Source organism: Streptomyces sp. NPDC110618 (assembly GCF_055657065.1).
The window spans coordinates 1-11,816 of the sequence record NZ_JBVKBN010000036.1; the positions used below are offsets into that span (position 1 = coordinate 1).

12 protein-coding genes are annotated in these 11,816 nt (G+C 69.9%); 9 read left to right on the forward strand and 3 right to left on the reverse strand.

Annotated elements, in window-relative coordinates; translation table 11 throughout:
• Positions 1-107 precede the first annotated feature (107 nt).
• The 8 genes from ACZ7L7_RS35685 to ACZ7L7_RS35720 all read left to right on the forward strand — a co-directional run bounded on the left by ACZ7L7_RS35685 (position 108) and on the right by ACZ7L7_RS35720 (position 7,147).
• Positions 108-752 carry an HAD family hydrolase gene (locus tag ACZ7L7_RS35685; protein ID WP_285516026.1) on the forward strand — a complete coding sequence of 215 codons (645 nt, stop codon included), beginning with the start codon at positions 108-110 and terminating at the stop codon, positions 750-752.
• Between the two features lie 70 nt (positions 753-822).
• Positions 823-2,040, forward strand: coding sequence for an MFS transporter (locus ACZ7L7_RS35690; protein ID WP_285516025.1), 1,218 nt, complete (start codon positions 823-825; stop codon positions 2,038-2,040).
• Entirely contained in the window at positions 1,991-3,166 is a 1,176-nt protein-coding gene (locus tag ACZ7L7_RS35695) for an acetoin utilization protein AcuC (protein ID WP_285516024.1), read from the forward strand. Before ACZ7L7_RS35690 ends, ACZ7L7_RS35695 begins: the two co-directional genes overlap by 50 nt.
• A gap of 102 nt (positions 3,167-3,268) precedes the next feature.
• Entirely contained in the window at positions 3,269-4,084 is an 816-nt protein-coding gene (locus ACZ7L7_RS35700) for a phosphatase (RefSeq protein WP_285516023.1), read from the forward strand.
• A gap of 129 nt (positions 4,085-4,213) precedes the next feature.
• Positions 4,214-4,426, forward strand: coding sequence for a helix-turn-helix domain-containing protein (locus ACZ7L7_RS35705; RefSeq protein WP_004984898.1), 213 nt, complete (start codon positions 4,214-4,216; stop codon positions 4,424-4,426).
• Positions 4,427-4,583: 157 nt separating this feature from the next.
• On the forward strand, positions 4,584-4,682 hold the full coding sequence (locus ACZ7L7_RS35710) for a 30S ribosomal protein bS22 (protein ID WP_003948845.1): 99 nt from the start codon (positions 4,584-4,586) through the stop codon (positions 4,680-4,682).
• 330 nt (positions 4,683-5,012) lie between these two features.
• Positions 5,013-6,074 (forward strand): NAD-dependent epimerase/dehydratase family protein, encoded by a 1,062-nt coding sequence (locus ACZ7L7_RS35715; RefSeq protein ID WP_285516022.1) that lies wholly within the window; start codon positions 5,013-5,015, stop codon positions 6,072-6,074.
• 14 nt (positions 6,075-6,088) lie between these two features.
• On the forward strand, positions 6,089-7,147 hold the full coding sequence (locus ACZ7L7_RS35720; RefSeq protein ID WP_285516021.1) for a lysophospholipid acyltransferase family protein: 1,059 nt from the start codon (positions 6,089-6,091) through the stop codon (positions 7,145-7,147).
• A gap of 112 nt (positions 7,148-7,259) precedes the next feature.
• Here the strand turns inward: ACZ7L7_RS35720 and ACZ7L7_RS35725 are convergent, their stop codons facing one another.
• From ACZ7L7_RS35725 to ACZ7L7_RS35735, 3 genes are all read right to left on the reverse strand, one after another.
• Positions 7,260-8,492, reverse strand: a complete 1,233-nt coding sequence (locus tag ACZ7L7_RS35725) for a DUF5667 domain-containing protein (RefSeq protein WP_285516020.1) — start codon at positions 8,490-8,492, stop codon at positions 7,260-7,262.
• Between the two features lie 233 nt (positions 8,493-8,725).
• The gene (locus ACZ7L7_RS35730) at positions 8,726-9,499 is read right to left on the reverse strand and encodes an ECF subfamily RNA polymerase sigma factor, BldN family (RefSeq protein WP_285516019.1); all 774 of its coding nucleotides are present in this window, start codon (positions 9,497-9,499) and stop codon (positions 8,726-8,728) included.
• Positions 9,500-10,275: 776 nt separating this feature from the next.
• Entirely contained in the window at positions 10,276-11,202 is a 927-nt protein-coding gene (locus ACZ7L7_RS35735; protein ID WP_285516018.1) for an HAD family hydrolase, read from the reverse strand.
• 151 nt (positions 11,203-11,353) lie between these two features.
• On the opposite strand from ACZ7L7_RS35735, the gene ACZ7L7_RS35740 reads away from it, so the two are divergent.
• Positions 11,354-11,650, forward strand: a complete 297-nt coding sequence (locus ACZ7L7_RS35740) for a glutaredoxin family protein (RefSeq protein ID WP_453604844.1) — start codon at positions 11,354-11,356, stop codon at positions 11,648-11,650.
• The last annotated feature ends 166 nt before the right edge of the window (positions 11,651-11,816 follow it).

An 11,816-nucleotide genomic window follows, 5' to 3' on the forward strand; every position in this document is an offset into this window, starting at 1 on the left:
CTGCAGGGGGGACCCTGTGGGAGAGTAGGACGCCGCCGAACAATTATTGATGAAAACCCCCGTACCGTTTATTCGGTACGGGGGTTTTCTGCGTTTAGGCTCTTCCCATGCGCTATGACCTCGTCATCTTCGACAACGACGGTGTGCTCGTCGACAGTGAGCCCATATCCAACCGGCACCTCGCCGCCTATCTGACAGAGCTGGGACACCCCACCTCCTACGAGGACTCCCTGCGCGACTACATGGGCTCCGCCATGCACCGCGTACACGATCTTGTCGAGGAGCGGACCGGGCAGCGGTTGCCGACGGACTTCGACGATGTCTTCCACGCTCGGGTATTCGCCGCCTTCGAGCGGGAGTTGAAGCCCGTGGCCGGGGCGGAGGGCGTGCTGGAGAAGCTGGCCGCCGACGGGGTGCCGTACTGCGTGGCCTCGTCCGGGAGCCATGAGCGGATTCGGGTGGGGCACCGGACGACCGGGCTGGCGCGGTGGTTCGAGGACGAGCGGATCTTCAGCTCGCAGGACGTGGGACGCGGGAAGCCGGCGCCGGATCTGTTCCTGTACGCCGCGAAGCGGATGGGGGTCGCACCCGAGCGGTGTGTGGTCGTGGAGGACAGTCCCCTGGGGGTGCAGGCGGCCGTCGCCGCGGGCATGGATGTCTACGGCTTCACGGCGATGACCCCGGCCTCGCGGCTGGAAGGGGCCAATGGACTCTTCGCAGACATGAGCGAGCTCCTTGACCTACTGGTCTGAGCAAAGCTGAAGGAGATTCATCTTTGGCTGGATCTACCCACGGGTACGCCTGAGCCCTACGCTCGCCGCCATGACTGATGTGCTGTGGCGCGGCAGGGCCTCGCTGACGTTCAGCTTCTACGCCCAGGGCGTGGCCTTTGCCCTCCTGGTGACCCGAATACCGGCGATCCAGGACCGCTACGAGGTCTCTGACGCGCTGCTGCCGGCCTTCCTGGCCGCCGTGCCGATTCTGGCCGGGGTCGGGAGTGTGGCGACCGGGTGGCTGGTGAAGCGGGTACCGGCGAGCCGGGTGCTGCGGTGGTCCCAGCCGGTGGTGTTCCTGTCGCTGCTGGGGGTGGCGGCGGGGGAGCGGATGGTGGAACTGGGGCTGTCCCTCGCGGCGTTCGGGCTGGCCGTGGGCGCGTTGGACGCCTCGATGAACATGCTGGGGGTCAGTCTCCAGCGGGCGTACGGGCGCAGCATCATGCTCAGTTTCCACGCCGCGTACAGCCTGGGCGGGATCTTCGGCGCCACGCTGGCCTGGGTGGGGGCACGCTTCGACTACGCGCTGCTCCTGTCGTATCTGCCCGTGGTCGTGCTGCTGATGCCGTTGGCGTTCGTGGGGAGCCATTGGTACGTCGACGGTCGCCCGGAGCCGGAGGCGGAGGAGGGCGGGACCGGAGCGGCGGGAAGTGTGGGGTTCAAGCTTCTGCTGCCCCTCTGCCTGGTCATGACCTTCGCCTACATCGGGGACTCCACCGTCTCCAACTGGAGCGCGAAGTACCTCAAGGACGTGCTGGGCGGGAGCGCTCAGATGGCGACCGTTCCGTACAACGTCTATATGGTGACGACCCTGTTGGGGCGGGCCATCGGGGACTTCGGGGTGCGGCGGTTCGGGGCGGTGGCCGTGGTGCGGACCGGGGCCGTGGTGGCCGCGGGCGGGTTCGCGGTGGTGGCGTGGGCGCCGTCGGCCGGCGTGGGCTTGGTCGGGTTCACCTTGCTGGGGCTGGGGTTGTGCGTGCTGGTGCCGCAGACCTTCGCCGCGGCGGGGCGGTTGGCGCCGGGGGCGTCCGATGCGGCCGTGGCCCGGCTGAATGTGTTCAACTATGTGGGCTTCTTGATCGGTTCGCCGTTGGTGGGGGCCTTGGGCGATGCGTGGAGCTATCGCGGGGCGATGCTTGTGCCGATGGTGTTGGTGCTGGTGACGCTTGTGTATGCCCGATCGTTCGAGACTCAATCGGACCGATACGGTGGCGGGCATGAGCGGCCGCGCACAGCTGATGTGGGACGAGGCAGTAACGGGCTATGACTTCGGGCCGGAGCATCCGATGGATCCGGTCCGGCTGGCCCTGACCCGGCGACTGGTGGAGAGCTTCGGGCTCGACCAGGACGTGGACGTGGTCAAGGCGAAGGCGGCCGGGGAGTCGACGCTGCGGCTCGTGCACCGCCAGGACTACATCGACGCCGTGAAGGCGGCCTCGGCCGATCCCCGGTCCGCCGACGGGTCGTACGGGATCGGGACGTTGGACGATCCGGCGTTCGCCGGGATGCATGAGGTCTCGGCGCTGATCGCGGGGCAGTCCGTGGGGGCGGCGGAGGCCGTGTGGCGGGGGGACGCGCTGCACGCCGTGAACTTCGCGGGCGGCCTGCACCACGCGATGCCCGGCGGCGCCTCCGGCTTCTGCATCTACAACGACGCCTCGCTCGCCATCGCCCGGCTGTTGGAGCTCGGCGCCGAGCGCGTCGCGTATGTGGACGTCGACGTGCACCACGGGGACGGCGTCCAGGCGGCGTTCTGGGACGATCCGCGGGTCCTGACGATCTCCGTGCACGAGCACCCGCGCACGCTGTTCCCGCAGACCGGCTGGCCGGAGGAGACCGGCGCGGCGGGGGACGCGGAGGGCTCGGCGGTGAATGTGGCGCTGCCGGCCGGGACGGGGGACGCGGGCTGGCTGCGGGCGTTCCACGCCGTGGTGCCGGAGCTGTTGGCCGGGTTCCGCCCGCAGGTGCTGGTGACCCAGCACGGGGCGGACACGCACTTCGAGGACCCGCTGGCCCATCTGGCGGTGTCGCTGGACGCGCAGCGGGCCGTACAGGTCGCCTGCCACGAGCTGGCGCACGAGTACGCCGACGGGCGCTGGGTGGCCCTCGGGGGCGGCGGCTACGCGGTCGTGGAGGTCGTGCCCCGCTCCTGGACCCATCTGGTGGGGATCGCCGCGGGCCGGGAGATCGCTCCGGAGGCGTCGATCCCGGAGGAGTGGCGGCAGGAAGTGTTCGCCCGTACGCGGCAGTTGGCGCCGGTGCGGATGACGGACGGGCGGTGGCCCGTGGCGTACGGGGAGTGGGAGGCGGGGTACGACCCCGCGGACCGGCTGGATCAGGCCGTACTGGCGACAAGGCGGGCGGTGTTCCCGCTGCGGGGGCTGCTCCCGTAGGACACGAGCCCCTACCGCCCCGCACCGCCTCCATTACGCCAACCGTGCGCACTTCGCCCCGTTCCGCCCCCACCCCCGCCCCGTGTCCGCCAGCATCGCTGCGTGTTGTCCATTGGGGCTCTGCGGGGGCATCTGGTCGCTGCTCGGCTGGCGGGGGTGGTGGCCACCTCCCGGGAGACGAGCCTGCGCAGCTATCGGCTGTTCGCGGCCAGGGACCCCCGGGCGCTGATGGGGGTCGATCCGTGCGCCGAGTGGGGGCAGCGGGAACTGGTCGCGTTGATGGCCGACAAATGCGGGGTTTCCCGCGATCCGCTGTGCGTTGACGGGCATGATGTGATCGATCCTGATCGGACGCTGGCGGGCCTGGAGGCGTTCGCGGGACGGCTGCGCGCGGTCGTCCGACGTGGGGGAGCCGTGCTCATCGGCACCGGGCACCCGCGTCCCCTGCTCGGTTTCTACGCCGCCTTGGCGGACGCTCTCTCGGCGGCCGGATGTGTCGTCCTCACCCCCGCGCAGGGTCGCTGTGTCGACATAACGACCCGGTTCGGTCTACGCACGTACAACCTTGAGTACGTACGAGGAGTCGCGCTCGTACGCGAGGCCGACGCGGTTGGCTCCGGGCGTGAGCCGGGCGCACACACGCATTCCCCGCTCCCGGTTCGGCTCGCTCTGGCGGCCGCGGCCGAGGCCGGCGGGCCGTTGCCGGAGTTGGTGATCGGGGATCACGGCTGGGTCTGCGGAGCAGGTCAGCTGGGGTTTGAGGCCATTGGGCTGGCCGATACCGATGACCCCGCGCTCTTCGTGGGGGAGGCGGAGGGGGTGGTGTCCGTCGTCGTTCCACTTGATGACGGTGTGCGGTCTGCTTACTACCGGCCGCTGACCCGCTACGTACTCAAACGAGCGTGTCTGTCACAGTAGGCCGCCGATGGGTGCACCTCTTCCCCACTCGCACCACCCGCCCCTACATTGGGGAGTGAGCACGCAGCGACGAAGAGTCACCGGAAGGGGAAGCCGGTGGCCGTCGAGTGCGGAAGGTTCAGGTGTGTCATGGCTGCAGCTGGCGAGAGGCCTCTGAACGAGGTTCAGTTCCTTACCGTGGCGGAAGTCGCCTCGGTGATGCGAGTGTCCAAGATGACCGTGTACCGCCTGGTGCACAGCGGTCATCTGCCCGCGATCCGGGTGGGGCGGTCCTTCCGCGTCCCCGAGCAAGCGGTACACGAGTACCTCCGTGAGAGCTATGTGGGGGTGGAAACCGCCTGACGGCACGGGGTGCGGGGGGATCCTCAGGGCACCGTCGGATCTCCCCCGGCCACCTCGATTACGACCTCAGCGCTCGGGCGGGTAGGCTAGCCCCTCGTAGGTCGTGTGGGCCCATGGCGCCCAAACACCGAGTGATGAGAAGTGAGCGAGGGTAGTCGTGGGCTCTGTTATCAAGAAGCGGCGCAAGCGGATGGCCAAGAAGAAGCACCGCAAGCTGCTCAAGCGCACGCGCGTTCAGCGTCGCAACAAGAAGTAACTCGCGACGCGAGCCGCCGCGAGAGCGTGAGTGTGGCCCCCCACCGGTTGCCGGTCGGGGGCCACACCCCTTTCCAGGCGGCCATTTCCAAGCGGCCGGGCGGGGCCCCACCTGCGTTCTTGTGCGGCGGGCCGGACTCCGTACACGGGACCGGACGGTCACACTGGCTGCATCTGTTCGTCCGTCCTGTGGATGCCGTCACTTCATGCATTGGGTGGTCATCACAGCGCAACATCGACCCGCTAAGTTGGCGGCACACGGGGAACCCGGCAGGGTAACGAGCAGCGGTACATCGGGTCTGGACGAATTCCTGGAAGGAAGGCGCTGATCTTGGGAAAGGTCGTGCTCGTGACCGGAGTGGCCCGTCAACTGGGGGGCCGTTTCGTACGACGGATCCAGCGTGACCCACAGGTCGACCGGGTCGTCGCCGTGGACGCGGTTCCGCCCGAGCACCATCTGGGCGGCGCGGACTTCATTCAGGCCGACATCCGGCAGCCGACCATAGCGAGGGTCCTGGCCGAGACGGGCGCGGACACGGTCGTGCACATGGACGTGACGGGCACGGCGCTGGGCAGCGGCAGCCGGGCCACGGTCAAGGAGACCAACGTCATCGGCACCATGCAGCTGCTCGGGGCGTGCCAGAAGTCGCCGACGGTCAAGCGGCTGGTGGTGAAGTCCAGTACGAACGTCTACGGCTCGGCGCCCCGGGACCCGGCGGTGTTCACCGAGACCACCCCGCCCAAGTCCCTGCCCAGCGGCGGCTTCGCGAAGGACGCCGTCGAGGTCGAGGGGTATGTGCGCGGGTTCGCGCGGCGGCGGCCGGATGTGGCTGTGTGCGTGCTGCGGTTCGCCAACATCCTCGGGCCGACCGCGGACACACCGCTCGCCTCGTACTTCTCGCTGCCCGTCCTGCCGACCGTGCTCGGCTACGACCCGAGGCTGCAGTTCGTGCACGAGGACGATGTGATCGAGGTACTGCGGATCGCCTCGCACGAGCCCGCCCGGGGCACCCTGAACAGCGGCACGTTCAATATCGCCGGTGACGGGGTGCTGCTGCTGTCGCAGTGCGCGCGACGGCTCGGGCGGCCCACTGTGCCCCTGCTGCTGCCCGCGGTCACCTGGGCGGGCTCGCTGGTGCGTACGCTCGGTATGACGGACTTCTCGCCCGAGCAGATCCGCCTGCTCACCCACGGCAGGGTGGTGGCGACGGACCAGATGCGGGAGACCCTCGGCTTCCGGCCGAAGTACACGACCGCGGAGACCTTCGAGGACTTCACCCGCAGCCGCGGCCCCGGACTGCTCCCGCCGGAGGCCCTCGCGGGGGCCGTGGACCGGATCGCCGAGCTGGCCCTTCCGGGCAGTGGTCACCTCCCGACGCAGAGCGCCAACTGAGGAGCGCAGCAACGATGGCGGACGCCAAGGTCATTCCGTTCGACGACGACCGGTCCCGCGCGGGCGCCGCACCGCGGCCGCAGCGCCGCCGGAGCGTGGGGAGCCGGCGCAAGGGCGCGGATTCCGCGCTCGGTGAGGTCCAGCCCCTGCCCGGCAGGCCGGTCCCGCAGGATGATGGCCCAGTGACGGAACAGAAACCGGTGACGGATGCGACGCCGGAGCCGCAGGACGAGGGCGGTCTTGAGCGGCGGATCGCGGGCGGTCTGTCCTTCCTGCGCCGCCGCCTCACCGGGGACTACGAGGTCGACGACTTCGGCTACGACGAGGAGCTGACCGACCAGGTCCTGATGTCGTTGCTGCGGCCGGTGTACGAGAAGTACTTCCGGGTCGAGGTGAAGGGCGTGGAGAACATCCCGTCCGAGGGCGGCGCGCTGATCGTCGCCAACCACTCCGGCACGCTGCCGCTGGACGGGCTGATGATGCAGGTCGCCGTGCACGACCATCATCCGGCGGGCCGGCATCTGCGGCTGCTGGCGGCGGACCTGGTCTTCATGCTGCCGGTGGTCAACGAGCTGGCGCGCAAGCTGGGGCACACCCTGGCGTGCGCGGAGGACGCCGAACGGCTGCTGGGCCAGGGCGAGCTGGTCGGGGTGATGCCGGAGGGCTTCAAGGGCATCGGCAAGCCCTTCGGGGAGCGCTACAAGCTCCAGCGGTTCGGCCGGGGCGGTTTCGTCTCCACGGCGCTGCGCAAGCGGGCGCCGATCATTCCGTGCTCCATCGTGGGCGCGGAGGAGATCTACCCGATGATCGGCAACGCCAAGACGCTGGCCCGGCTGCTCGGTTTCCCCTACTTCCCGCTGACCCCGACCTTCCCCTGGCTCGGCCCGCTGGGCGCGATCCCGCTGCCCACCAAGTGGACGATCCAGTTCGGAGAGCCGATCCACACGGACGGCTATCCGCCGGAGGCGGCCGAGGACCCGATGCTGATGTTCAACCTGACCGACCAGGTCAGGGAGCAGATCCAGCACACCCTGTACAAGCTGCTGGTGCAGCGCAGGTCGGTCTTCTTCTGAGACGGCCTCTCCCGAGGTCCCGAAGAAACGTTTTGTACGGCTATACGACGACGGGGCGCCCTTCCCGGGTCCAGGAAGGGCGCCCCGTCGTGTACCGCATTCCGTCCGGCGCCTAGTCGGCGTCCTCGGTGTCGATGCCGAGCCCGGGGAGCAGGCCCGGGAGCAGCGGCGGGAGGGTGACGTCCGGCTCGGGGATGGCCGGGTCGCTGGCGGACGGCGTCGTACTGCCGCTGCTCCTCGGCGGGTCGAGGAGGCCGCCGGTGCTGCCGCCGAGCAGGCCTTCGTCCTCGCCGGTGGAGCCGCTCGCGGACCTGCTGGGGCTGCTGGAGGAGCCGCGGCCGTCGGAGGCGCTGCTGCCGCTGCTGGGGGCGGTCGAGCGGTCCGCACCGGAGGAACCGGTGGAGGCCGACTCGGGGGCGCCCCGGTGCTTGCCGGAGCCGCCGCTCTCGGAGGGCGCCTCGGGCAGCAGGGACTCCAGCGGCGCCACGTCTTCGTCTATGGCGTCGAAGACCGACGTGACCTGCGCGCCGACGTCACCGAGCTGGACGGGGAGGCGGTCGCGCAGAGCGCCCCAGGTGTCTCGGTGCGAGCGGGAGAAGCCGGCCAGGGCCTGCATGGGGCCGAGGGAGTCCGGGTCGGCGGCGTAGGCCGCGGTGAGTAGCCGGTGGCCCTCGGAGGCGTCGTGGTGCATGCCGGACAGGGCGCGGCGGATCTCGCCGAGGGTTTCGTGGTCGAGGGGGCCGCCGCGGTCGCGCTCCATCAGGCGGCGGGCCTCGCTCAGCCGGGTGGAGGCCTGGTCGAGGTAGACCCGGCCGCGCTCGGAGTCCCCGTCGGCGAGGCCGCGCTTGAAGTCCTCGATGCCGCGCTTGAGGCCGTAGAGCGAGTCGCCGGGCAGGGCGTCACCGCTGGCCGCGGCGACTCCGCCGAAGGCTCCGGCGGCCACGCCGACGCTGAGGCCGCCGGCGGCGAGGCCCTTGGTGAGCCGGGAGCGCGGTCGCAGCTTGCCCAGTCCGCTCGCCCGGTGTGCGCCCCGGGCCCGGTGGGAGCGCTGCTCCGGCACCGAAGAATCAGCCCCGCCTCCGGCGCTCTCCAGCAGCATGGCCTCCATCGCGGCCACGAGCTGGGCCCGCTGGACGACCTTGACCTCGGGATCCAGCTCTGGCCGGGGCAGCTCCGCGAGACCTGTGGCGAGGGCCAGCAGGCGGCCCTGCTCGGTCTGTTCCGCAGCGGCCGGGGCCGGTGCCGATCCTTCGGACTGCTCGGCCGCCGTGCCCTGGTCGGACTGCTCCTCCAGGGCCTGGGCGAAGGCGTTCGCCCGCCGGTGCGCCGATACGTTCGCGATCACTGGCGGCACCTCCTCTCGTCATGACGGTCGACTCCCCAGGGGGTCCTGAGGGTTGCACGACCCGACCACATCCACACGATCGAGTGATCGGAGACGGCCGGGTAGTGACCACAGGGAGCCTGCATCCCGCACAACGAGCGTCGCGGCACTTGGGTTACGGACGGCGGATGATCGGATCGGGGAGTCAACGGACTTTCACCGAGAGCGAGTTGAACGCTACTGAGCGTGCGGCGTCAGCGGGCGTCGTCGGGCAGGAGCCGGGCGAGGGTGCGCACGGCGCGGTACTGGAGGGTCTTGATCGCGCCCTCGTTCTTGCCCATGACGCGGGCGGTCTCGGCGACGGACAGGCCCTGCAGGAAGCGGAGTGTGACGCACTCCTGCTGCTGGGGGTTGAGCCGGCGGACGGCGTCGAGCAGGGCGGCGTTGGAGAGCGACTCCAGGACGGAGTCCTCCGGGGAGCGCTCGACCTCGTTGGCGTCGAGCATCTCGCCGGTGGTGACCTCCAGGCGGAAGCGGCTGGACTTGAAGTGGTCGGCGACGAGGTTGCGGGCGATGGTGACGAGCCAGGCGCCGAAGTCGCGGCCCTGCCAGGTGAAGGTGCCGATGCGTCGGAGCGCCCGCAGAAAGGTCTCACTGGTGAGGTCCTCGGCGGTCGCCTTACTTCCCACCCGGTAGTAGATGTACCGGTAGACGGTGTCGCTGTACTGGTCGTAGAGCCGCCCGAAGGCGTCGGCCTCGCCGGCCTGCGCGCGCTCGACGAGATCCATCATCCGGGCGCTGTCGCTGTCCGCGGCCGGGCGCCGGGGGGTGGTGGCGCCGGAGGCGCGTCCCCGTCTGCCGACGGCGGCCGTGCCGTCGGCGAGCGCGTAGCAGTTGCCGGCGGGGGCGGCGGCTACGGCGAGGGCGGGGACGGCGTACGCGGTGGGGACGAAGCCGCGCAACAGGTCTTGGACCGTTGCGCGCAGCGTAGCCAGGCCCGAGGCGTCAACCCCGACGTGTGGGTACACGGGACTCCCAGAGGCAGAGCTTCCATCACGTGCAGTGCGGGACCGTTCACCCGTCGTAGCGACGGAGGGGTACCGGTTTGCGTCTGAGGAGAATAACGCTTCGTGCAGGCACTGCTACACCCAGTTGCTCAAATCATCGATTACGTCGCTTCTGTAACCGATTGACGGTCAGGTAAGTGCCTTGCAGTGACCGCTTGTTGACCGGAAGGGATCGTATTTCGGTCGGGAGCGGGGCGTGTTGTGGCCGTGTGCAGCCAAGGGGACTGGACAGGGGGTTGGGTGGGTATGGCGCCCGGATTGGCCGGGTTCGCCTGCGACGGTCCGCGGTTGATCGGACCTGTACCGCTGCTTTCGGTTGCCCTGGGCTCTGGGTACCACCGGTCGTTGGCGCCGTGGGGGTGGGTTCGCTTGCCCGCGCGTGCGGGGTGCCTCCCCCAGAGGGGGGACCCCCAGCCCACCCGTGCCGCCCCAGCGGCACGACTGCCCGCAGCTGCGGTGATGGAGCGGTGCCGTCTGCTTGGGTGGGCGCCGTCCCGGTGGCACGACTGCCCGCAGCTAGGCGGGGCGGGTCGGGATCATGGAGTTGCAGTCGCCCGCGGTGGGAGGGGACGGGGTGGGGGGTGTTCGCCCGCAGTGGCGGGCGTCCGGAGTGGGGGATTGATGTACGTGGTGAGCCGCCCGTCCGAGGACGGACACCCCCCACCCCGGCCCCGGCCGCATGACGGCCGTAGGCGCTACGCGTACCCCCATCCACGCGCGCGGGCCGCCGCAGGCATTCAGCGGCGACGGCGGGAGATGGCGATGGCTGCTGCTGTGCCGCCGGCGACCGCGCCCACGCCCGCCGCCGCCGGGATGCCGACCTTCGCCGCCTTGCGCCCCGTGCGGTAGTCGCGCAGGCGCCAGTCCAGTTCGCGGGCGTGCTTGCGGAGTTTGGCGTCCGGGTTGATCGCGTAGGGGTGTCCCACCAGCGACAGCATCGGGATGTCGTTGTGACTGTCGCTGTAGGCCGCGCAGCGCGAGAGGTCCAGCCCCTCCGCCGCCGCCAGCGCCCGTACGGCCTCCGCCTTCGCAGGCCCGTGCAGCGGCTCGCCCACCAGCTTGCCCGTGTACACGCCGTCCACCGACTCCGCCACCGTGCCCAGCGCCCCGGTCAGCCCCAGCCGCCGCGCGATCACCTGCGCGATCTCCACCGGCGCCGCCGTCACCAGCCACACCTTCTGCCCCGCGTCCAGGTGCGCCTGCGCCAGCGCCCGCGTCCCGGGCCAGATCCGCTCCGCCATGTACTCGTCGTAGATCTCCTCGCCGATCGACATCAGCTCGGACACCCGGTGCCCCTGCACGATCGACAGCGCCGAGTCGCGCGCCTCCTGCATGTGCTCCGGGTCCTCGACGCCGGCCAGCCGGAACCACGTCTGCTGCCAGGCGAACCGCACCAGGTCACGGGTGTCGAAGAACTTCCGCTTGTACAGCCCCCGGCCGAAGTGGAACAGCGCGGCGCCCTGCATCACGGTGTTGTCGAGGTCGAAGAACGCGGCGGCCTTGTCGTCCCCGAGCACCGGGAACTGGGGTTCCTCCTCGGGCCCGGCCTCGGGCACGGATTCGGGAACCGACTTGCGCGCGGCCTCCGCAGAGGCCTCGCCTGCCAACACGCTCCGCGCCGTGGCGGAGCGCCTACGGGGGGTGAGCCATCCGAGAGCGGCCATGTCGTGAGCATAGCCAGTTTGTTCGGTGCTTCCGGAGCCGAGAGGTTCGAAGGCTGTGAACTCTCCGCGACCGTGTCGTTAAAGAAGTGATCCCATCACGGCGTTCATCAACAGTGACGCACCTCTCCGCCCCACCGCCCCGCGCGCGAGAATGGCCGACATGACTCCCCTCTTCCGCCGCCGCGAGGCGAAGAACCCCCGGAACCCCCAGGACCGCCTCGTCACGCTCATCCGCAAGCCCGGCTGTCATCTGTGTGATGACGCACAGATCGTCATCGAGAAGGTGTGCGCGGATCTGGGTGTCCCCTGGGAGCAGAAGGACATCACCGTGGACCTCCAACTCCACGACCAGTACTGGGAACAGATCCCCGTGGTCCTCGTCGACGGAGAGCAGCACACCTTCTGGCGCGTGGACGAGAACCGCCTCCGCAAGGCACTGACTGACTAGTACAACTGCACCGGCCGGTCGCTTAGGATCGATGGAGAAGTGGTCTCGGGGGCGGGATTGATTGAGGGAAGTGTGCGGTTTTGCCTCCGAGAGCGACGTGCGTGACCCCGGTCACGTTGGCCGGGCAAATCGGACACCATCTTTGTGCACGCGTTCACAAAGACAT